The following is a 20,401-nucleotide window of genomic DNA, read 5'->3' on the forward strand; positions in this document are numbered from 1 at the left end:
CGGTCTCAATCGGTTAGATCGAGATATCCGTGAAAGCGATCACTCGAACAGCGGCGCCAGCTGCATCTGCGGCACCAGCACGAGGCCCTTGTCGGTGATACGAATTTCCGGAATGACCGATAGCGGAATCAGATTGAAACCCATGTAGGGGATGGTGCAGCCGGCCTCCGCCCATTCCTTCTTCAGCGCCTTGACTTCTTCCGCCACCTCCGTGACGCGCTTGTCGGACAAGAGCCCAGCGATCGGCAGCGGCACTAGCGCCCTCACCTTGCCCTCGGCGACGAGGCAGACGGCGCCCTGTTGCTCCTTGATGGCGGCGACCGCGACCTGCATATCGGCCTCGTTGGTGCCGGCAACGATGATGTTGTGGCTGTCGTGCCCGACGCTGGAGGCGACCGCGCCGCGCTTCAGTCCAAAGTCCTTCAACAGGCCGTAGGCGACATTGCCGGCCGACTTGCCGTGGCGTTCGACCACCGTGACGAAGCATAGGCCGTAGCGGGCGAACAGTGAGGGCCAGTCCTTTGCGGGCTCGATCGCGATCTTCTCATGGATCAGCGTGATGCCGGGCAACGCGGTCTTGATCGCGTTGACAGTGCAGGCCTTCGCCGGCAGCTCCGGCGTCAGCTTGACCTTCTCGGGCAGCTTCACCGTCGCATAGGCCGCCTGCGGATATTGATAGCGCTGCGACAGCGCCTGCTCGAGCTTCGGCGTGATCTTTCGGTTTTCGACCACGAGTTCGCCGCCATACCAGGTGCATTGCGGCTTCAGATTGTCGTCCATCAGCACCAGATCGGCGCGGCGCCCGCCGCCGAGCCCGCCGATATCGCTGTCCATGTTGAAGCGCGTCGCGCCATGCAGCGAGCCCATCGACCAGGCCTGCTCCGGCGACATCCCTGCTTTCACGGCTTCGCGCACCACCCAGTCGAGACCGAACAGCAGGAGATCGTCGGCGTCGCGATCGTCGGTGCACACGGCCGTGCGCTTGTGCGAAGCGCCGAGCTCGGTGATGGTCCGGATCGCCTGCGGCAGCGAGTGCCAGGGCGTGGTCGGCGGTCCCCCGCGCAGGAACACCCAGACCCCGGCATCGAGCAGATCGTCGGCGATGTCGCGGTCGATCGCCTCATGGGTGTCGGTGATGCCGCTCGCCGCATAGGCCGCAACGAAGTCGCGGCCATAGATATGGCCGGACACCGGCCGGCCGCGCTTCAGGGCGGCAGCGAGGATGGCGTGGCTTCGCTCATCGCCCATGGTGACAGGCACGAAATCCATCTTCTCGCCGAGCCCGACGGCTTCCGGCCAACGGTCGAACAGGCCGGCGATCTTGTCGGGCGTCAGATCGCCGCCCGCAGTCTCCAGTGCGGCCGAAGTCGCAGGAACCGTCGAGGGCACCGTCAGGAAGATCGAGAGCGGAGCCTCGCGTGCGTCCTCCAGCATCGCCTCGACGCCGACGACGTCCATGACGTTGCCGATCTCGTGGCTGTCGCAGAAGATTGTGGTGGTGCCGTTGAGCAGGGCGGCCTCGGCATAGGCGCAGGCCGTCACCATCGAGGATTCGATGTGGATGTGCGGGTCGACCAGCCCCGGCGCGATGATGCCGCCCGCCGCGTCGTAAACCGGCACGTCGCCGAAGACATTCTTCGCAGCGCCGGCCGGCTTCATCGCAGCAATGCGGCCGCCGGTGATCCAGATTTCGCGGTTCGCAAGGATGCGCTCCGAATAGGTCGAGAGCACCCGCGCGCCGGTGACGACGAGATCCGGCGCGACACGCGCCGAGGCCACATCGGCGAGACGCCGGGTCATCGAATGCAGCGGTGCGACGGCGAAGCGGGTAAGTCTGGTCATCAGAACCCTCGCGTGGCGTTATGGCCCTGCGATGGTTACGCCCTGCGCCCGACCGGGCAAGCGCAAATATAACGGCAGGCTCTGCTTACGCTTTAGGCGGAGAAGCGCCTGCCGCCGCTGGCCTCGCAGGTCTGCGCGAGTTCCGTCGTCGCGGGGCCGGTGCGGCAGCGGGCTTGACCCGAATCCGCATCGACCTCCCGTTCTGCTCGTCAATCTCGAACGCATTCGTCTTGCGCACGAGGTCACTCAGCTTGCGGAAGCCGAACGTTCGCGGATCGAAATCGGACGCGAGATTGGCGAGCTGGCGGCCAACTTCCCCGAGCGTCACCCAGCCGTCCTCGCTTTCCATCTGGGTGATGACCTTCTTGATGATGGGGGTTGCGGCATCGAGCGGCTGAAGCGACGTCGATCTCGAGGCGGCGTCCTGGGTGTTCGCTGGGGCGGCAAGCAAGTTCTCCGTGTAGACGAACCTTCGACAGGCCTGCCGGAAGCTCTCCGGCGTCTTCTGTTCGCCGAACCCAAAGACGTCGATGCCCTGCTCCCGGATGCGGGCGGCCAGACGGGTGAAATCGCTGTCCGACGACACCAGGCAAAAGCCATCGAACCGGCCGCTGTGAAGCAGGTCCATTGCGTCGATGACCAGCGTGATGTCGGAGGCATTCTTCCCCGTCGTATAGGCGAACTGCTGCTGCGGGATGATGGCGTGTTTGGACAGGATGTCGGCCCAGCCCCTCGACCTGGCATTGGAGAAGTCGCCGTAGATGCGGCGAACGCTGGCCTCGCCGATCTTGGCAATCTCGTCGAACAGCCCATCGGCGATTTTTGCCGAAGCATTGTCTGCATCGATCAGGACAGCGAGACGGGGCGAACGGAGCTCTGACGGCATGACTTTTCCCACGAGATGAACGTAACATTAGAAGACGCTCGCGGCGGAATGGCTAGTCCTCGTTCGCCTTGAAGCGTCCCATCCCTTTCAGCACGAAGGGTGCCAGCAGCGCGATGAACGCCAGCGCAAGCAGCGTCGCCGAGATCGGGCTCTGGAGCAACGTCATGGGATCGCCGAGACTGATCGCGAGCGCGCGACGCAGCTGGCTCTCGGCGATCGGGCCGAGGATCAGGCCGACCACGACGGGCGCGATCGGAAAATCGAACCGCCGCATCAGAAAGCCGAGCACGCCGAAGCCGGCCAGCATCGACAGTTCGACCACCGACGGCTTTGCGGCGATGGTGCCCATGGTCGCGAACACGAGGATGCCGGCATAGAGCCACGGCTGCGGGATCGCCAGCAGCCGCACCCACAGGCCAACCAGCGGCAGATTGAGCACCAGCAGCATGCAATTGGCGATGAACAGGCTCGCGATCAGGCCCCACACGAGGTCGGGCCGCTCGGCGAACAGCAGCGGCCCCGGGTTGAGGCCGTATTGCTGGAAGCCCGCCAGCATCATCGCGGCCGTCGCCGAGGTCGGCAATCCCAGCGTCAAGAGCGGCACCAGCGTGCCGGCAGCCGAAGCGTTGTTGGCGGCCTCCGGTCCTGCGACACCTTCGATCGCGCCCTTGCCGAATTCTTCGGGGTATTTGGTCAGTCGCTTCTCGCAGGAATAGGACAGGAAAGTCGGGATCTCCGCGCCGCCGGCAGGCAGCGCACCGATCGGGAAGCCGAACATGGTGCCGCGCAGCCACGGCTTCCACGATCGCTTCCAGTCTTCCTTGGTCATCCACAGCGAGCCGCGCACCGGCTCGAGCTTCTCTTCGGTGTGGTGGCGGCGCGATGCGACGTAGAGCGCCTCGCCCACCGCGAACAGGCCGACCGCGAGCGTCGTCACCTCGACGCCGTCGAGCAGCTCGGGCACCCCGAACGCAAGCCGCGCCTGACCGGTCAGCTTGTCTATACCGACGAGACCTAATGTCAGACCAATAAACAGGCTGGTCAGGCCGCGGATCGGGGAATCGCCGAAGGTCGCCGACACCGTGACGAAGGCGACGCACATCAGCGCGAAATAATCCTCCGGACCAAAGCGCACGGCGAAATCGACCAACCACGGCGCGAGAAAGGCAAGCCCGATGGTGGCAATGGTGCCCGCGACGAAGGAGCCGATCGCGGAGGTCGCGAGCGCCGGTCCGCCGCGGCCGGCCTTGGCCATCTTGTTGCCTTCGAGCGCCGTCGCCATCGAGGCGCTCTCGCCGGGCGTGTTGATCAAGATGGCCGTAGTCGATCCGCCATACATGCCGCCGTAATAGATGCCGGCAAACATGATCAGCGAACCGCCGGGATCGAGCTTGTACGTCACCGGCAGCAGCAGCGCGACCGTCAACGCCGGGCCGATGCCGGGCAGCACGCCCACGGCGGTGCCAAGGAACACGCCGATCAGGGCGTAGAGGAGATTCATCGGCTGGACGGCGACCGCCATGCCGTGGGCCAGCGCGGCGAAAGTTTCCATCACAGCAGTCGCTCCAGGGGGCCGGCGGGAAGGCTCAACGTCAACAGCCGGTCGAACGCGAGGTAAATGAGGGTCGACATCACGAGGGCGATGGCGGAATCGACGAGGACGGCCCGGCGCCCAAATGCTGCCGAGGTCGTGACGAACAGCGCCGACGTCGCCAGGATGAACCCGCCGCCGAAGCCGATGATGGCAATCAGCAGCGCAAGGCCGGCGAGGATCAAGACCACAGGCACGGGATCTGCGCTCTCGCGCGCTGGCAGACCGCCGCGCAGCGCGTCGATGAGATTGCCGATCGCGAGCAGCGCGAGGCCGGAGGCGATCACGACCGGCATGGCTTCCGGCCCCATCCCGTACATCGTGGTCGATTGCAGGCCGCGCGCGTCCCAGACCAGCACCGCGGCAAGACCTGCGAGCAGCGCGGCGATGACGACGCCGGCGCGATCGACGCGCCGCGGTGGCTGGACGGGATCGCCTGAGGTCATGACTTGACCAGGCCGACTGATCTCAGCACGTCCGTCACACGCACCGTTTCTTTCTTCAGGAAGTCGGCGAAGCCGTCGCCGCCGAGATAGGCATCCTCCCAGCCCTTCTGCTTGAGAATGTCTTTCCAGGCGTCCGACTTCACCATCTTCTCGACCGCGTCGCTCAGCGTCTTGCGCTGCTCCGGCGTGATTCCGGGAGGCGCGACCACCGAACGCCAGTTGGCGATCACGAGGTCGATGCCCTGCTCCTTGAAGGTCGGGATGTCGCTGCCTGGAATGCGTTTCTCCGAGGTCACGCCGATCGCGCGCAGCTTGCCCGACTTGATCTGCCCATCATATTCGCTGAGGCCGGAAATGCCGGCAGTGACCTTCGCGCCGAGAATGGCGGCGAGCGACTCGCCGCCGCCCGAGAACGGGATGTAGTTGATCTTCTTCGCGTCGGCGCCGACGGCGCCGGCGAACAATGCTGCCATCACATGATCGACGCCGCCGGCCGAGCCCCCGGCGAAGGTCACTTTGGCGATGTCGGCCTTCACCGCTGCGGCCAGATCCTGCGCGGTCTTGATCGGAGAATTCGCCGGCACCACGATCACCTGGATTTCCTCGGTGAGGCGCGCGATCGGCGTCACCTGCTCGAGCGTGACGGGTGATTTGTTCATGGCGAGCGCGCCCACCATGACGAAGCCGTTGACCATCAGCTGGTTGCCGTCGCCCTTGGCGCCGTTGACGAACTGCGCGATGCCGACACTGCCGCCTGCGCCGGGAACGTTGGTGACCTGCACGCTGCGTGCGACGCCGGCAGCGACCAGCGCCTGCTGCATCGAGCGCGCGGTCTGGTCCCAACCACCGCCCGGCGCCGCAGGTGCCATCAGCTTGAGCTCGAGCTGCTGGGCAAAGGCCGGCGTGGCTGCCGCAAGGGTCAGCGCGACGGCTGCGCCGACGAGGCGCGCGGGAAGTTGAAACATGGGACGTCTCCGGGCTCATGCGGACGTTTGCCGCATCGTGTCGTTTGGTCGCATATCAGCCAAAACGGCCGACACTGTCCAGTGACATACCCCCGGTTTCCGATTAGCGGGGCGTCGGAATTGCCCCGCCGAGCGCTGCCGTCAGTTCGGCGGCAACATCACGGACGATTTGCCCGATTTCCGGTAACCGCTGATCGGTCAGCCGGCTGGTCATGCCGGACACCGAAATCGCAGCAAGCGGCTCGGCGCAGGCGTTGTAGACCACCGCTGCAACGCAGCGCAGGCCCATGCAGGCCTCTTCATCATCCAGCGCGTAGCCTTGCTTGCGGATCTTTTCGAGCTCCTTGAACAGGTCGCTCGGCCGCACGATCGATTTCTCGGTCAGGCGTGGCATGCCGTGATGGCGGATGACGGCGCCGACGTCCTCGTCGGAATAGGTCGCGAGCACCGCCTTGCCGACGCCGGAGGTCACCATCGGAACGCGGCCGCCGACTTGGGTCAGCGAGCGCATGATCTCGCGGCTCTCCATCCGGGTCAGCACGATGATGAACTCGTCGTCGACCACGGCGAGATTGGCGGTCTCGCGGGTAAGATCACGCAGCTTGCGCAAGTAAGGAATGGCCTGGGCACTGAAATTGCGCCGCCGCGCAAAGCTCGCGCCCACCGTGAAGCTGCGCACGCCGACATGCCATTTGGATTCGGCGCGGTCGAACTGCACGAAGCGGCGGCTTTCCAGCGTCGCCAGCAGGCGATGCACGGTCGAGGCCGAGAGCCCGGTGCGGACGGCGAGATCGCTGAGGCGATAGCCTTCGTCGTCTTCGGACAATGTCTCGAGGATCGACAGCGCGCGATCGACGGACTGCACGCCGCCGTCGCGCGCGTCGTGATCGGCCGCCGATGGCGATCGGGGCTCGATCGATTTGCGCCGGATCACGTTCCTGCCCATCGCGACCTGACTGTTCTCACCTCTCCCCGCGCGCGGGGAGAGGTGAAGCGGCATCGTCGGCTCAGAGCAGCCCTGCTCCGCGCGCCCATTTGTACTTGGCACCGAGGACCTCGACCGGCAGTTCGGTCGAGTAGGCATAGGCCGGAATGCCGTTCTGGTAGAGATATTCGGCGGCTTCCTCAACCTCGACGTCGCCGGCGAGCGAGGCGACGATCGGCTTCACGAAGCCCTTGGCCTCCATCTCCTTCTTCACCTCGACCATGTTGCGGGCGAACACCATCGGCGGCGTGACGATGGTGTGCCAGTAGCCGAGGATCAGCGAGTGGATGCGCTCGTCCGTCAGGCCGAGTTTTACGGTGTTGACGTAGGTGATCGGCGGCTCACCGCCGGTGATGTCCACGGGATTTCCGGCCGCGCCAAACGGCGGGATGAACTTGCGGAAGGCCGCATCCAGATCCGGCGGCATCGACATCAGCGACAAGCCGTTGTCGACGCAGGAGTCCGACAACAGCACGCCCGAACCGCCTGCACCGGTAATGATCAGCACGTTCTCGCCCTTCGGCGTCGGCAGCACCGGCACGCCGCGCGCGAATTCGAGCAGCTGCCGCAAGCTACGGGCGCGGATCACGCCGGACTGGGCCAGGACATCCTCGTAGATCTTGTCGTTGCCGGCGAGCGCGCCGGTGTGCGACGAGGCCGCCTTGGCACCGGCGGAGGTGCGGCCGGCCTTGAGCACGATGACCGGTTTTTTCTTGGAGACGCGTTTTGCGGCTTCCGCAAAGGCGCGGCCGTCCTTGAGGTCTTCGCAGTGCTGCGCGATCAGGTTCGTGTTCGGATCCTGCTCGAAGAAGGCGAGCAGATCGTCCTCGTCGATGTCGGACTTGTTGCCGAGGCCGACGATCGCCGACACGCCCATCTTGGCCGAACGGGAGAAGCCGATGATGGCCATGCCGATGCCGCCCGATTGCGAAGACAGTGCCGCGTGGCCCTTGACATCATAGGCGGTGCAGAAGGTCGCGCAGAGGTTGGCAGGCGTATAATAGAAGCCGTAGATGTTCGGTCCCATCAGGCGGATGTCGTACTTCTTGCCGACTTCGACGATCTCGGCCTGGAGCTCCGGCGCGCCGGCTTCCGCGAAGCCCGACGGAATCAGAACCGCGCCGGGAATTTTCTTCTCGCCGCATTCGGTGAGCGCCGCGGCCACGAACTTCGCGGGAATTGCGAACACCGCGGTGTCGATCACGCCGGGCACGTCCTTGACGCTCTTATACGCCTTGTAGCCGAGGATCTCGGCGGCCTTGGGATGAATCGGGTAGATGTCGCCCTTGTAGCCGCCGTTGATGAGGTTCTTCATCACGGAATTGCCGATCTTGCCGTCTTCGGCTGAAGCGCCGACCACTGCAACCGCCTTCGGCTGCATGATGCGGCTCATGGCCGCGACGATCTCTTCGGTCGGGCGCGGCTTCGGCTTGGGCACGTAAGCGAAGTCGACGACGATGCGGACGTCGGCCGCGATGGCGTCCTTGGCCGTCGCGAACACCGGGTTGAGATCGAGCTCAACGATCTCGGGGAAATCCGTGACGAGCTGCGAGACCTTGACGATGACATCCGCAAGCGCGGTGCGGTTCACCGGCTCGCCACCGCGAACGCCCTTCAAAATCTCATGCGCCTGGATGCCGTCGAGCATCGACAGCGCATCTTGCTTGGTCGCGGGCGCGAGGCGGAAGGTTATGTCCTTCAGAACTTCGACCAGCACGCCGCCGAGGCCGAAGGCAACCAGCTTGCCGAACGAGGCGTCGGTGATCGACCCCACGATCACTTCGGTGCCGCCGGCCAGCATCTGCTGCACCTGGACACCCTCGATCTTGGCATCGGACTTGTACTTCCTGGCGTTGGAGAGAATCGTCTCGTAGGCCTTCTCGGCGTCTTCGGCCGTCTTGAGGCCGACGATGACACCGCCGGCTTCGGTCTTGTGGAGAATGTCCGGCGAGACGATCTTCATCACCACCGGAAACCCCATCGAGGCGGCCATTTTGCCGGCCTCGCCGGCCGACTTCGCCACACCCTCCTTCGGCACCGCAATGCCGTAGGCGTCGCAGACCAGCTTGCCTTCCGGCGCGGTCAGGCTGGTGCGCTTGTCCGCCTTGACCTGGTCAAGCACCTTGCGGACGGCATCTTTGGAATTGGACATGTGGCTCTCCCTTGACCTTGGTTCTTGCGTTCTCAAAGCGCGCGCGCGTTGCGGCTGCCCGTGATGCTTTCCATTCGCCGCGCTCTGTTCCATGTCGCGGAACGGAGTGGCATAAAGCCGAGATTACTCCGCCGGCTTGGATCAAAAATGGCTGGCGATGGCATTTGGTATGCCAGAAGCCAACTTGTCAAGCTGCAGCGCACCTTAGAACGCTGCAAAAAATAGGCAGCTTGACATTCTGGTATTTGGTATGCCAAAAACTTTCCCGTTAATAATCCTGTAAAAGACGACTCCCACTGGAGGAGATTCGTCGTGTCACTGCGGAAACCAACCAAGGCGTTGCCGAACATGGCCGAGGCAGATATCGCAATCGTTCGTATTGCCCCGGAGTCGAGCTTCAAGAACAAGGCGTATGACGCCTTGAAGGAAGCCATCCTCAAGATGGACATCTACTCGACGCCCGAACCCGTCATGCTCGACGAGCGCGCGTTGTCCGAGCGCCTCGGCGTGAGCCGCACGCCGATCCGCGAAGCCATCGCGATGCTAGAGCAAGACGGTTTCGTGAAGACGGTTCCTCGCCGCGGCATCATGGTGGTCCGAAGGACCAAGAGCGAGATCGTCGACATGATCCGCGCCTGGGCGGCGCTGGAGAGCATGGCGGCTCGCCTCATCACCGCCACAGCGCGCAAGAAAGACATCACGGCGCTGCGCGACTACTTCAAGGAATTTGGCAAGGATCGCCTGCCCGAGGATCACGTCGAGGAATATTCGCGCGCCAACATCGCCTTCCACCAGGCGCTGATCTCGCTGTCGGAATCACCGGTGCTGGTCGATCTCACCAACGACTTGCTGCTGCATGTGCGTGGCTATCGGCAATTGACCATCGGACGCAAGGACCGCACCGCGACGTCGCTTCCCGAGCATCTCGGCATGATCGAAGCCCTGGAGGCGCGCGATACCGAGCTCGCCGAGAAGCGCGCCCGCGATCACACCCTTGGCCTTGCCGCTTACGTCGAAGCGCATGGTCAGGAACTCTTCTAGCCGGCAACGTTCACCAAAGGGCGAGGCATCGCCCCCAAAAGCCTGAAACGGCATCTTGAGACCAGGGAGACAAGGCCCATGCTGAATACCGCGACCAAGTCCGAAGCACCGGGCACCGAGCAGGAATTGACGGATGGTTTTCATCTCGTCATTGACGCGCTCAAGCTGAACGGCATCAACACCATCTATAATGTGCCGGGCATCCCGATCACGGATTTGGGCCGCATGGCGCAGGCGGCCGGTATTCGCATGATTTCGTTCCGCCACGAGCAGAACGCCGGTTATGCGGCGGGCATCGCCGGCTACCTCACCAAGAAGCCCGGCATCTGCCTCACCGTCTCCGCGCCCGGCTTCCTCAACGGTCTCACCGCGCTCGCCCACGCCACCACCAACTGCTACCCGATGATCCTGATCTCGGGCTCCTCCGAGCGCGAGATCGTCGACCTCCAGCAGGGCGACTATGAAGAGATGGACCAGCTCGCGATCGCCAAGCCGCTGTGCAAGGCAGCCTACCGTGTGCTGCACGCCCAGGACATCGGCATTGGTCTTGCCCGTGCCATCCGTGCTGCCGTCTCCGGCCGTCCGGGCGGCGTCTATCTCGACCTGCCGGCAAAGCTGTTCGGCCAGGTGATGAACGCCGATGCCGGCCAGAAGTCGCTGGTCAAGGTAATCGACGCGGCTCCCGCGCAGATCCCCTCGCCCGCTTCGATCAAGCGCGCGCTTGATGTTTTGAAGAGCGCAAAGCGCCCTCTCATCATCCTCGGCAAGGGCGCGGCCTACGCGCAGGCCGACGAGGAGATCAAAACCTTCGTCGAGAAGAGCGGTATCCCCTTCCTGCCGATGAGCATGGCCAAGGGTCTCCTCTCAGACACCCATCCGCAGTGCGCAGGCGCTGCCCGCTCGACGGTGCTGAAGGAATCCGACGTCGTCCTGCTGATCGGCGCCCGGCTGAACTGGCTGCTCTCGCACGGCAAGGGCAAGAACTGGGGCGAAGCGCCCAAGAAGTTCATCCAGGTCGACATCGAACCGCGCGAGATGGACTCCAACGTCGAGATCGTCGCGCCCGTCGTCGGCGACATCGGCTCGGTCGTCTCCGCCTTCAACCAGGCGATGGCTTCGGGCTGGACCGCCCCGCCTGCCGAATGGACCAAGGCGATTTCGACCAAGCGCGAAGAGAACGTCGCCAAGATGGCGCCGAAGCTCATGAACAACAAATCGCCGATGGACTATCACGGCGCGCTCGGCGTGCTGAAAAACGTCATCAAGGATCATCCCGAGGCGATCCTCGTCAACGAGGGCGCCAACACGCTCGACCTCGCCCGCGGCGTCATCGACATGTATCGCCCACGCAAGCGTCTCGACGTCGGCACCTGGGGCGTGATGGGCATTGGCATGGGCCAGGCGATCGCGGCTGCTCTCGAGACCGGCCATCCCGTGCTCGCGGTCGAAGGCGACTCGGCCTTCGGCTTCTCCGGCATGGAGGTCGAGACCATCTGCCGCTACAATTTGCCGATCTGCGTCGTCATCTTCAACAATGACGGCATCTATCGCGGCACCGACGTCAACGGCGCCAACGCCGATCCGGCGACGACGGTGTTCGTCAAGGGCGCCCGCTACGACAAGATGATGGAAGCCTTCGGCGGCGTCGGCGTCAATGCCACCTCACCGGACGAGCTCAAGCGCGCCGTCAACGAGGCCATGGCTTCGGGCAAGCCGACGCTCATCAACGCCGTGATCGATCCGGCCGCCGGTTCCGAGAGCGGCCGCATCGGCAACCTCAATCCGCAGAGCGTTCTGCAGAAGAAGAAGTAAGCATCCCCGTCAACCCACAAGGTCCCTGCGGGTGCAGGGGTAGATCAGAGTACGGAGCAACACGATGACAAAAGCGCTCGAGGGCGTTCGCATTCTCGACTTCACCCACGTCCAGTCCGGGCCGACCTGCACGCAGTTGCTCGCATGGTTCGGCGCCGACGTGATCAAGGTGGAGCGCCCGGGCGTGGGTGACATCACCCGCGGCCAGCTGCAGGACATCCCGAATGTGGACAGCCTGTATTTCACCATGCTCAACCACAACAAGCGCTCGATCACGCTCGACACCAAGAACCCCAAGGGCAAGGAAGTCCTCACCGAGCTCATCAAGAAGTGCGACGTGTTGGTCGAGAATTTCGGCCCCGGCGTGCTCGACCGCATGGGCTTCCCCTGGGAGAAGATCCAGGCGATCAACCCGAAGATGATCGTCGCCTCTATTAAGGGCTTTGGTCCCGGACCATACGAGGACTGCAAGGTTTATGAGAACGTCGCCCAGTGCACCGGCGGCGCCGCCTCCACCACCGGCTTCCGCGACGGCTTGCCCCTCGTGACCGGCGCGCAGATCGGCGACAGCGGCACCGGTCTGCATCTGGCGCTCGGCATCGTCACCGCACTCTATCAGCGCACCCATTCCGGCAAGGGCCAGCGCGTCACCGCCGCGATGCAGGACGGCGTGCTCAATCTCGCGCGCGTCAAGCTGCGCGACCAGCAGCGCCTCGCCCATGGTCCGCTCAAGGAATACAGCCAGTTCGGCGAAGGCATTCCGTTCGGCGATGCCGTGCCGCGTGCCGGCAACGATTCCGGCGGCGGCCAGCCCGGCCGCATCCTGAAGTGCAAGGGCTGGGAGACCGATCCCAACGCCTATATCTACTTCATCACCCAGGCCCCGGTCTGGGAGAAGATCTGCGACGTGATCGGTGAGCCCTCCTGGAAGACCGATCCGAACTACGCCAAGCCGGCCGTCCGCCTGCCGCGCCTGAATGAGATCTTCGGCCGCATCGAACAATGGACGATGACGAAGACGAAGTTCGAGGCGATGGAAATCCTCAACAAGGACGACATTCCCTGCGGCCCGATCCTGTCGATGAAGGAGATCGCCGAGGACCAGTCGCTGCGCGCGACCGGCACCGTGGTCGAGGTCGACCACCCCACCCGCGGCAAGTACATCTCCGTCGGCAACCCGATCAAGCTGTCGGACTCCCCGAGCGAGGTGGAGCGATCCCCGCTGCTCGGCGAGCACACCGACGAGATCCTGCGCACCGTGCTGGGCTTCTCGGACCATCAGGTCGCCGATATCCACAAGTCCGGCGCGCTCGATCCGCCGCAGAAGCAGGCCGCCGAATAAGCGGGCTTATCTCACGACGCGAAAGGCCGCCGGCTTCGGCGGCCTTTTTGTTGGCGCGCAAAGGCTGCATCGCACGATCGGCGCGCTTGCCGCGCCGCCAAGGCTGGATTAAAGATTGGTTCGCGAGGAACAGATGCGGTGGCCGGCCGTTGCTCCCTCGACCGGTGTGCTCCCGGAAATGCGAGCATGCCGGAAATGCCAGCATGCCATCTCCACGGCGAGTGCAGCACGCCTCGCAAAGACCCTGCCCCACGCTGAAGAACTGGTCGCCTTCGCTTCCGAGGATGGCAAGTCGGCCTTTCAGTTCGGGCACGGGTGGCGTCGCGTCCGGCACTCGCCAGGACCACGCTCGTTGATCAAATTGAGGGCTTAAATGTCGAAAGATCAATCCTCTGATCGCGCCAAGCGTGAAGCCAACAAGGCGTTCAAGCCTGCGACAACGCAGAAGCCGATCAATGACTATGCGAAGGACCAGAACTCCTTCAACGAGAATCGCGAACGGCTGAAAGCGGAGCGATTGGCCCGGGAGGCGAAGCCGGGAAGCGGCTCCGAATAGGCACGACGATCCCAGACTCCGACCGCGAATTCCGCTAAAGGCGGGGCGCCGAAATCCGCCTGGTCTACAGCATCGAGAGCACGACGATTCCGTCTTCGACTGCACCAGAAGCGAGCTGCGCCCGCGCCATGCGCTCGAACTCGGTCCGGTTCTTGCGAAGATAACTGAAAGCCTGCTTCTGCGTCAGGAACGTCGTCGCAAGACGGCACATCTGTCGTCCCGCGCCAAGCGCGAGAAAGAAGGTGATGGTGCCACCGCCATCCGACTTTATTCTAGGCACGACCCGCACTCTTTGGCATGTGATCGGCCTTCTCCAAATTGTCCTCGGCGCAATGGAAGCCAGTTATGGCGTCACCTTCTTCTTGCGCTTCGTCGGGACGGGCGGCGGCAGCGACGCCTGAAGGGCGGCGTCTGCCGCTTCCTTGGCCTGGCGCAGCTCTCGAAGCCGCGCCATGTTCTTGCGAACATCGACGGCTTGCTTTCCAACGTCCACCATCGCCCGCGCGCCTTCCTCAGCGGCCAAACGCTGACGGTTAGAACGCGCGATGCTTTCGGGTGACGGTTCGGCCGGTCTCTTGGCGCTCATTATTCACCCTGCTCTGCAACGGACAAAAACCCGCTCAATCCTGGGATCGAGCGGGTGGCATGGCCGTTTCAGTACATCCGTGAAACGGCACCAAGGCTTAGGCCAGCGAGAGATTCTCAGCGCTGACCTTGCCCCGCATCTTGTCGGTCTTGAGTTCGAAGTTGACCTTTTGGCCTTCAGCGAGACCTGCAAGACCAGCCCGCTCGACCGCGCTGATGTGAACGAACACATCGTTGCCGCCGTCGTTCGGCTGAATGAATCCAAAGCCCTTCTGGCCGTTAAACCACTTTACAGTACCTGTCGTCATTTTCTTCTCCAAAGCGCATACGCGCAGGTTCCGCGTGATCGTCACGCAGAACAAATTCTATTCGTCGATGTCTATGGAAAAGGAGCCCGCGGGCGCATTCAACAAGGCACAGCGGCTGAACGAACAGCCTCAACGTATACCTCATCCTCGCCATTTGCAAGGCTTGACGGAATTTAACGGCTCGGGAGCCCGGCGGTAGGTGCAGGACGCGCGCTATTCAGCGCTCATCTTTCGCCCCCCGGCGAGCTGCTCTCGAAGGCTGCCGAGCGCCCCATGCGTGGATCCATCAAAAAAAATCGAGACGCCGCGTCGGATCGGCAGCATCTCCTTCGTCATCTGGACATGAACGGGCAGTAGACGCCCACGTCGAGCCCGGCGATTCATGAGGAAGAATGATCATGCCCAGCACTGTCCGCCTGCACCGCGTTCTCACGACCAGCCCGGAGAAAGTCTATCGCGCCTTCCTGGAGGCGGATGCGTTGGCAAAATGGCTTCCGCCGAATGGCTTCACCTGCACCGTCCATCATTTCGAGCCGAAGGTCAGGGGCACGTTCAAGATGTCGTTCCGTAACTTCACGACGGGCAACAGCCACGCCTTCGGCGGCGAATATCTCGAGCTCGTCCCCGGCGAACGTCTCCGTTACACCGACAGGTTCGACGACCCCAATCTGCCGGGAGAGATCCAGGTCACCGTGATCCTGAAGAAAGTATCCGTAGGCACCGAGCTGGATATCACGCAGGCCGGCATCCCCGACGTCATCCCGCCGGAGGCTTGTTATCTCGGCTGGCAGGAATCGCTGCGCAATCTGGCGAAGCTCGTCGAGCCTGAGATCAAGCAATAGCGATCGGACGCGACTTAGGGGCGGCCGCGTGACCGTAGGCTACGCGCCCGCCCTCGACTGGAGCCCGCCGCTTGCGGTCCAGCGGTCCGGGTCCGGGCTGTGTCCGATCAAAGCAAGGCCGTACGCAATCGACTCGAACTGATCGCCCGACATCAGCCGTTCGTTGCCGAACCGCTCGGCGAACAGTTTTCGAACGGCCGGCACGAAAGACGTGCCGCCGGTCAAAAACACCTTCTCGACCTCGCGCGCGGTGATGCCGGCTTCGCCCAGCACCTTGTCGACGGTGGCCCCGAGCCTCGCGATGTCGTCGGCAATCCAGGCTTCGAAATTCTTCCGCGTGATAGTCGAGCCGATATCGACCCCGCCTCCTTTGAAGCGGAACTCCACCTGATCCTGGGCCGACAGCGCGACCTTGGCGTCGGACACCGCGCGGTACAGCGCAAAGCCGAGGTCGAGATCGACGATGGTGATGAAATCCTCGAGCAGAGCCGGCTTCACCGCGGTGCGCGCAAGCTCCCGGAGTTCGCGCAGGTCGCCGTTGCTCTTCATCATCGCGAGCTGATGCCAGCGCGCGAGATTAGTGTAGTGGCCGGTGGGGATCGGCAGCACCTTGTCGAACGAGCGGAAGCTCGAGCCCTTGCCCAGCCGCGGCGAGACGACGTGATCGACGATACGGTAGTCGAAGGTGTCGCCCGCAATCCCGATGCCGGCATGGCCGAGCGGCTCGGCGCGCAAGGCGCCGCCGGCACGCGAGAACCGCATCACCGAGAAATCGCTGGTGCCGCCACCGAAATCCGCGACCAGCACGGTCGCATCGCGCTCCAGCCGGCGGGCGAAGGAGAACGCCGCGCCCACGGGTTCGTAGACATAGCGGGCGTGGCCGGCGCCGAGGCGCTCGAACGCGGCCCGGTAGCGCTGCATCGCCAGGGCTTCGTCGGGATTGCCCCCGGCGAAGCGGACGGGGCGACCGACTGTAATGGTGGACGTCTCGAAGCCGAATTTATCGCCGCCATGCCGCGCCAGCGTCCGCAGGAACGCCGCCAAAATATCCTCGAACTTGTAGCGCTGCCGGAACACCTGGGTGGTGTTGAAGCTGGAGCTTGCGGCAAAGGTCTTGAACGACTGGAGGAAGCGGTAGACATGGCGTCCTTCCAGGAACTGCTCGATCGCCCACGGGCCGCCTTCAGCCTGGGCGCCGGCTCCCGGCCGGTCCTCCCAGAAGCACAGCGCTGACACGAAGACGCTGTGGCGCTGCTCACCATGGTCGAAGCGGATGGCCTCGACCCGGCGATCGTCCGCCGCAAGGGCCACGACCGTGTTGCTGGTCCCAAAATCGATGCCGATCGAGACGGCGGGCGAGGCGCTCGACATGAACCACTCTGACAGATGATTGGAGGGGGCAGACCACTAACGGCTTCATGTGCCGCTGCCAAGGCTCCGTTTTTGGATATCGACGGTCAAATGGTTCAGTTTCGGCCGGCTTTGGGCATATCCCGCTCAAATCGGCCCATTTAACTGATTATTATGCTGCAATGCGAAGAGCTAAATGCTGCTATGCAATGGCATGCATAGACATTGGCATCTGGTATACATAAATTCCCTTTCGAAATGAGACAGCACTACTGACCGTCTCGAGAAAGGGATTTCCGATGTCCAAGACCGCTTCCGTCGCTCTCGCGCCCTCCTCCACGCTGTTCGCCCGCCTGATGGCAACGATCGACCGCCTCCTGATGGCGAGCGCCGAGATCTCGAATCACAACGGCGACCTGCCGCGCTTTGGCCTGTAGGCCGGACAGCCGCCCGCGCCTGCGCGCGCAGCGGGAGACGGTTTTAGATCAGTCCGCATACTACTTTTGATGAATGGCCCCGGATCACGGGGCCATTTCTACTTGTGCTGTCCTGAGTCACAGCCGCAACCGGGCAAGGTCCTGCGGCATTTGCGCACGGTGACCGGACCAGCGCTTGAAGCTTGGCATAATGCATACAAGAATGCCGTTCCAGCGCTCGCAGAAAAATGAGAGGCGCCACGGGAGGCTTTATGACGGACATGGTGCAAGCAACCGCCCCGACAGCCGCGCGCGTTAGCGACACGTATCGCTGGACGCAATTGGCAGTTGGCGTCGCGGCGATGGTAATGATCGCCAATTATCAATACGGCTGGACGTTCTTCGTCCCCGACATCCAGAAGAAGTTCGGCTGGGATCGTGCGTCGATCCAATGGGCCTTTACGCTGTTCGTGCTGTTCGAGACCTGGCTCGTGCCGATCGAAGGATGGTTCGTCGACAAATACGGTCCGCGCATCGTGGTGCTGGTCGGCGGCGTGCTCTGTGCCGCCGGCTGGGCGATCAACGCGGAGGCGACCACGCTCAACGGCTACTATCTCGGCATGATCATCGCAGGCATCGGCGCCGGCGGCGTCTACGGCACCTGCGTCGGTAACGCGCTGAAGTGGTTTCCGGACAAGCGCGGTCTTGCCGCGGGCATCACGGCCGCTGGTTTCGGTGCGGGCTCCGCGCTGACCGTCGCGCCGATCCAGGCCATGATCAAGGACAGCGGTTTCCAGACCACCTTCCTTTATTTCGGCCTCGGACAAGGCATTATCATCTGCATCCTCGCCTTCTTCCTGCTCGCGCCGAAAGCAGGTCAGGTGCCGAACGCGGTCGTGAACGCCAATCTGCAGCAGACCCGGCGCAACTACCAGCCGACCGAGGTGCTGCGTCAGCCGATCTTCTGGCTGATGTACTTCATGTTCGTGATTGTCGGCGCTGGCGGCCTGATGGTGACGGCGAACCTGAAGCCGATCGCGGCGGACTGGAAGATCGACAACGTGCCGGTCACGCTGATGGCGGTGACGATGACCGCGGTGACCTTCGCGGCCACGATCGACCGCGTGCTCAACGGCCTGACGCGTCCGTTCTTCGGCTGGATCTCCGACATGATCGGCCGCGAGAACACGATGTTCATCGCCTTCGGCATGGAAGGTATCGGCATCTGGATGCTCTACCTCTGGGGCCACGATCCGCTCTGGTTCGTGCTGCTCTCGGGCTTCGTGTTCTTCGCTTGGGGTGAGATCTACTCGCTGTTCCCCTCGACCTGCACCGACACGTTCGGCGCCAAGTTCGCGACCACCAATGCCGGCCTGCTCTACACCGCGAAGGGTACGGCCGCGCTGCTGGTCCCGATCGGCAACTACATGCAGCAGTCGTCGGGCAGTTGGGACAACGTGTTTATCATCGCAGCCGGCGCCAACATCCTGGCCTCGGCGCTGGCGATCGCGGTGCTCAAGCCCTGGCGCAAGGTCGTGGTCGCGCAATCGACCGTCTGACGCGCTCCAAAAGCGCTTCTCGCGCAAAACGCCCGGCCTCGCGGCCGGGCGTTTTCGTTGTGCGCGACGTTTTCGTGAACCCGCCGTCCCTAAAGGAATTCCGCAAATTTTCAGGCGCGCGCCAAGATAGGGCTTGCAATCTGGAATATGGTATACCAAGGTCGCCACCGCGCTTGCGACGATAAGCCACAATATTGCGACATCAGGTCATCTTGCGACCGGTGTCGAACCAGACAGGCGCTTGGGAGGTTCTTGATGATTTCCAGCACCGATGGCGCTGTCACGGCCGCGCCTCTCCGCACAGGTTTCCGCTGGCTCCAGCTGGTCATGGGCATCGTCTGCATGGCGATGATCGCCAACCTGCAATATGGCTGGACCCTGTTCGTCGATCCGATCGATCACGCGCACCATTGGGGACGCGCCGCGATCCAGCTCGCCTTCACCATCTTCGTCGTCACCGAAACCTGGCTGGTGCCGATCGAGGCCTGGTTCGTCGACAAATACGGCCCGCGCATCGTCATCATGTTCGGCGGCGTCATGATCGCGCTGTCGTGGATTCTCAACTCCTATGCCGATAGCCTCACCTTGCTCTACGCGGCCGCGATCATCGGCGGCATGGGCGCGGGCGCCGTGTACGGCACCTGCGTCGGCAACGCGCTGAAATGGTTTCCCGATCGCCGGGGCCTTGCCGCCGGTGCGACTGCCGCCGGCTTCGGCGCAGGCGCTGCACTCACCGTCGTGCCGATCGCAGCCATGATCGCAACGAGCGGCTATCAGCACGCGTTCCTCACCTTCGGCATCGGCCAGGGCGTGATCGTCTTCGTGCTCGCCTTCTTCATTCAGCCGCCGCGGATCTCGATCCCGCCGAAGAAGAAGCAGCTCAATCTGCCGCAGACCAAGATCGACTTCACCCCGCCCCAGGTGCTGCGCACCCCTATTTTCTGGGTCATGTATCTCGTGTTCGTCATGGTCGCCTCCGGCGGCCTGATGACCGCGGCGCAGATCGCCCCGATCGCACACGACTTCAAGATCGCCGACACGCCGGTCACGCTCGCCGGATTCCAGATGGCGGCATTGACGTTCGCGATCTCGCTCGACCGCATCTTCGACGGTTTCGGACGGCCGTTCTTCGGCTTCGTCTCCGACACGATCGGCCGCGAGCACACCATGTTCATCGCCTTCGGCACCGCCGCGCTGATGCTGCTGACGCTGTCGGCCTATGGCCACGTCCCTGTCGTCTTCGTGCTCGCCACCGCGGTCTATTTCGGCGTGTTCGGCGAGATCTACTCGCTGTTCCCAGCGACCTGCGGCGACACCTTCGGCTCGAAGTTCGCAACCACCAACAACGGCATGCTCTACACGGCGAAGGGGACCGCGTCCCTGCTCGTTCCGCTCGCCAGCGTGATCTCGGCCACGTATGGCTGGAAGGCCGTGTTCGTGGTCGCAGTCGCGCTGAACGCGACGGCGGCCCTGACGGCGCTGTTCGTGATCAAGCCGATGCGCCGCTCCTTCATCCTCGGCAAGGAAGCCGAGAGCGCCAACGCCGCGACGGGGAACGCCAAGACCGAGACGGCATAACGAACACTCCTTGCACGGTGAGACAGGGGGCGCAGCGATGCGCCTCTTTCTTTTTGGCTCACGGCAAACGTCAGCATTGTTGCCTCAAGATTTTTCGGAACAGCCAAATCGAGTGCTTGACGATTGGCATTATGTATACCACACT

The 20,401-nt window shown here is 63.4% G+C and carries 19 protein-coding genes; 8 read left to right on the plus strand and 11 right to left on the minus strand.

From position 1 onward, the window contains the following. Nucleotides 1–39: 39 nt before the first annotated feature. From RX329_RS29330 to RX329_RS29360, 7 genes are all read right to left on the minus strand, one after another. Nucleotides 40–1,842 carry an adenine deaminase gene (locus RX329_RS29330; RefSeq protein WP_018458590.1) on the minus strand — a complete coding sequence of 601 codons (1,803 nt, stop codon included), beginning with the start codon at nucleotides 1,840–1,842 and terminating at the stop codon, nucleotides 40–42. A gap of 85 nt (nucleotides 1,843–1,927) precedes the next feature. Beyond that, on the minus strand, nucleotides 1,928–2,728 hold the full coding sequence (locus RX329_RS29335; RefSeq protein WP_018458589.1) for an NYN domain-containing protein: 801 nt from the start codon (nucleotides 2,726–2,728) through the stop codon (nucleotides 1,928–1,930). A 52-nt stretch (nucleotides 2,729–2,780) separates the two neighbouring features. Then, nucleotides 2,781–4,280 (minus strand): tripartite tricarboxylate transporter permease, encoded by a 1,500-nt coding sequence (locus RX329_RS29340; protein WP_018458588.1) that lies wholly within the window; start codon nucleotides 4,278–4,280, stop codon nucleotides 2,781–2,783. Next, nucleotides 4,280–4,765 (minus strand): tripartite tricarboxylate transporter TctB family protein, encoded by a 486-nt coding sequence (locus RX329_RS29345; RefSeq protein WP_317244738.1) that lies wholly within the window; start codon nucleotides 4,763–4,765, stop codon nucleotides 4,280–4,282. Before RX329_RS29345 ends, RX329_RS29340 begins: the two co-directional genes overlap by 1 nt. After that, entirely contained in the window at nucleotides 4,762–5,730 is a 969-nt protein-coding gene (locus tag RX329_RS29350) for a tripartite tricarboxylate transporter substrate binding protein (RefSeq protein WP_317244739.1), read from the minus strand. Before RX329_RS29350 ends, RX329_RS29345 begins: the two co-directional genes overlap by 4 nt. A 103-nt stretch (nucleotides 5,731–5,833) precedes the next feature. Beyond that, nucleotides 5,834–6,676 (minus strand): IclR family transcriptional regulator, encoded by an 843-nt coding sequence (locus RX329_RS29355; protein WP_018458585.1) that lies wholly within the window; start codon nucleotides 6,674–6,676, stop codon nucleotides 5,834–5,836. A 61-nt stretch (nucleotides 6,677–6,737) separates the two neighbouring features. Beyond that, on the minus strand, nucleotides 6,738–8,867 hold the full coding sequence (locus RX329_RS29360) for an acetate--CoA ligase family protein (protein WP_018458584.1): 2,130 nt from the start codon (nucleotides 8,865–8,867) through the stop codon (nucleotides 6,738–6,740). Nucleotides 8,868–9,215: 348 nt separating this feature from the next. Between RX329_RS29360 and RX329_RS29365 the strand changes: the two genes are divergently transcribed. From RX329_RS29365 to RX329_RS29380, 4 genes are all read left to right on the plus strand, one after another. After that, nucleotides 9,216–9,908 (plus strand): GntR family transcriptional regulator, encoded by a 693-nt coding sequence (locus tag RX329_RS29365; RefSeq protein WP_162496371.1) that lies wholly within the window; start codon nucleotides 9,216–9,218, stop codon nucleotides 9,906–9,908. A gap of 78 nt (nucleotides 9,909–9,986) precedes the next feature. Then, nucleotides 9,987–11,720 carry an oxalyl-CoA decarboxylase gene (gene oxc, locus RX329_RS29370; protein WP_007608367.1) on the plus strand — a complete coding sequence of 578 codons (1,734 nt, stop codon included), beginning with the start codon at nucleotides 9,987–9,989 and terminating at the stop codon, nucleotides 11,718–11,720. A gap of 64 nt (nucleotides 11,721–11,784) precedes the next feature. After that, the gene (frc, locus tag RX329_RS29375; RefSeq protein ID WP_018458582.1) at nucleotides 11,785–13,062 is read left to right on the plus strand and encodes a formyl-CoA transferase; all 1,278 of its coding nucleotides are present in this window, start codon (nucleotides 11,785–11,787) and stop codon (nucleotides 13,060–13,062) included. 373 nt (nucleotides 13,063–13,435) lie between these two features. After that, the gene (locus RX329_RS29380) at nucleotides 13,436–13,618 is read left to right on the plus strand and encodes a hypothetical protein (protein WP_007608360.1); all 183 of its coding nucleotides are present in this window, start codon (nucleotides 13,436–13,438) and stop codon (nucleotides 13,616–13,618) included. A gap of 64 nt (nucleotides 13,619–13,682) precedes the next feature. On the opposite strand, the gene RX329_RS29385 is transcribed toward RX329_RS29380, so the two are convergent. The 3 genes from RX329_RS29385 to RX329_RS29395 form a co-directional block, all read right to left on the minus strand. Next, on the minus strand, nucleotides 13,683–13,907 hold the full coding sequence (locus RX329_RS29385) for a hypothetical protein (protein ID WP_026233616.1): 225 nt from the start codon (nucleotides 13,905–13,907) through the stop codon (nucleotides 13,683–13,685). Nucleotides 13,908–13,961: 54 nt separating this feature from the next. Then, entirely contained in the window at nucleotides 13,962–14,204 is a 243-nt protein-coding gene (locus tag RX329_RS29390; RefSeq protein WP_026233615.1) for a hypothetical protein, read from the minus strand. A 97-nt stretch (nucleotides 14,205–14,301) separates the two neighbouring features. Then, a complete protein-coding gene (locus tag RX329_RS29395) occupies nucleotides 14,302–14,511 on the minus strand; it encodes a cold-shock protein (protein ID WP_007593324.1) in 210 nt (69 codons plus the stop codon). Nucleotides 14,512–14,909: 398 nt separating this feature from the next. On the opposite strand from RX329_RS29395, the gene RX329_RS29400 reads away from it, so the two are divergent. Then, the gene (locus RX329_RS29400; protein ID WP_026233614.1) at nucleotides 14,910–15,353 is read left to right on the plus strand and encodes an SRPBCC family protein; all 444 of its coding nucleotides are present in this window, start codon (nucleotides 14,910–14,912) and stop codon (nucleotides 15,351–15,353) included. A gap of 39 nt (nucleotides 15,354–15,392) precedes the next feature. Here RX329_RS29400 and RX329_RS29405 read toward each other — a convergent pair whose 3' ends face one another. After that, nucleotides 15,393–16,724 carry an Hsp70 family protein gene (locus tag RX329_RS29405; protein ID WP_018458577.1) on the minus strand — a complete coding sequence of 444 codons (1,332 nt, stop codon included), beginning with the start codon at nucleotides 16,722–16,724 and terminating at the stop codon, nucleotides 15,393–15,395. A 278-nt stretch (nucleotides 16,725–17,002) separates the two neighbouring features. Between RX329_RS29405 and RX329_RS29410 the strand changes: the two genes are divergently transcribed. The 3 genes from RX329_RS29410 (at nucleotide 17,003) to oxlT (RX329_RS29420) (ending at nucleotide 20,256) form a co-directional block, all read left to right on the plus strand. Then, a complete protein-coding gene (locus RX329_RS29410) occupies nucleotides 17,003–17,140 on the plus strand; it encodes a hypothetical protein (RefSeq protein WP_018458576.1) in 138 nt (45 codons plus the stop codon). A 251-nt stretch (nucleotides 17,141–17,391) separates the two neighbouring features. After that, complete coding sequence (gene oxlT, locus RX329_RS29415; RefSeq protein ID WP_026233613.1) at nucleotides 17,392–18,678, plus strand: oxalate/formate MFS antiporter; 1,287 nt, start codon at nucleotides 17,392–17,394, stop codon at nucleotides 18,676–18,678. A gap of 255 nt (nucleotides 18,679–18,933) precedes the next feature. After that, nucleotides 18,934–20,256, plus strand: coding sequence for an oxalate/formate MFS antiporter (gene oxlT, locus RX329_RS29420; RefSeq protein ID WP_018458574.1), 1,323 nt, complete (start codon nucleotides 18,934–18,936; stop codon nucleotides 20,254–20,256). Nucleotides 20,257–20,401 lie beyond the last annotated feature (145 nt).

Origin of the sequence: Bradyrhizobium sp. BWC-3-1 (assembly GCF_032917965.1) — a bacterium.
Classification (GTDB): domain Bacteria; phylum Pseudomonadota; class Alphaproteobacteria; order Rhizobiales; family Xanthobacteraceae; genus Bradyrhizobium; species Bradyrhizobium canariense_D.

Bases quoted from the DNA above. Each gene is read 5' to 3' on its own strand.
- RX329_RS29400 (WP_026233614.1), top strand. From the start codon at position 14,910: ATGCCCAGCACTGTCCGCCTGCACCGCGTTCTCACGACCAGCCCGGAG.
- RX329_RS29335 (WP_018458589.1), bottom strand. From the start codon at position 2,728: ATGCCGTCAGAGCTCCGTTCGCCCCGTCTCGCTGTCCTGATCGATGCA.
- RX329_RS29390 (WP_026233615.1), bottom strand. From the start codon at position 14,204: ATGAGCGCCAAGAGACCGGCCGAACCGTCACCCGAAAGCATCGCGCGT.
- RX329_RS29350 (WP_317244739.1), bottom strand. From the start codon at position 5,730: ATGTTTCAACTTCCCGCGCGCCTCGTCGGCGCAGCCGTCGCGCTGACC.
- RX329_RS29405 (WP_018458577.1), bottom strand. From the start codon at position 16,724: ATGTCGAGCGCCTCGCCCGCCGTCTCGATCGGCATCGATTTTGGGACC.
- oxc (WP_007608367.1), top strand. From the start codon at position 9,987: ATGCTGAATACCGCGACCAAGTCCGAAGCACCGGGCACCGAGCAGGAA.
- frc (WP_018458582.1), top strand. From the start codon at position 11,785: ATGACAAAAGCGCTCGAGGGCGTTCGCATTCTCGACTTCACCCACGTC.
- RX329_RS29410 (WP_018458576.1), top strand. From the start codon at position 17,003: ATGTCCAAGACCGCTTCCGTCGCTCTCGCGCCCTCCTCCACGCTGTTC.
- RX329_RS29340 (WP_018458588.1), bottom strand. From the start codon at position 4,280: ATGGAAACTTTCGCCGCGCTGGCCCACGGCATGGCGGTCGCCGTCCAG.
- RX329_RS29355 (WP_018458585.1), bottom strand. From the start codon at position 6,676: ATGGGCAGGAACGTGATCCGGCGCAAATCGATCGAGCCCCGATCGCCA.
- RX329_RS29365 (WP_162496371.1), top strand. From the start codon at position 9,216: ATGGCCGAGGCAGATATCGCAATCGTTCGTATTGCCCCGGAGTCGAGC.
- RX329_RS29345 (WP_317244738.1), bottom strand. From the start codon at position 4,765: ATGACCTCAGGCGATCCCGTCCAGCCACCGCGGCGCGTCGATCGCGCC.
- RX329_RS29330 (WP_018458590.1), bottom strand. From the start codon at position 1,842: ATGACCAGACTTACCCGCTTCGCCGTCGCACCGCTGCATTCGATGACC.
- RX329_RS29380 (WP_007608360.1), top strand. From the start codon at position 13,436: ATGTCGAAAGATCAATCCTCTGATCGCGCCAAGCGTGAAGCCAACAAG.
- oxlT (WP_026233613.1), top strand. From the start codon at position 17,392: ATGACGGACATGGTGCAAGCAACCGCCCCGACAGCCGCGCGCGTTAGC.
- RX329_RS29395 (WP_007593324.1), bottom strand. From the start codon at position 14,511: ATGACGACAGGTACTGTAAAGTGGTTTAACGGCCAGAAGGGCTTTGGA.
- RX329_RS29360 (WP_018458584.1), bottom strand. From the start codon at position 8,867: ATGTCCAATTCCAAAGATGCCGTCCGCAAGGTGCTTGACCAGGTCAAG.
- oxlT (WP_018458574.1), top strand. From the start codon at position 18,934: ATGATTTCCAGCACCGATGGCGCTGTCACGGCCGCGCCTCTCCGCACA.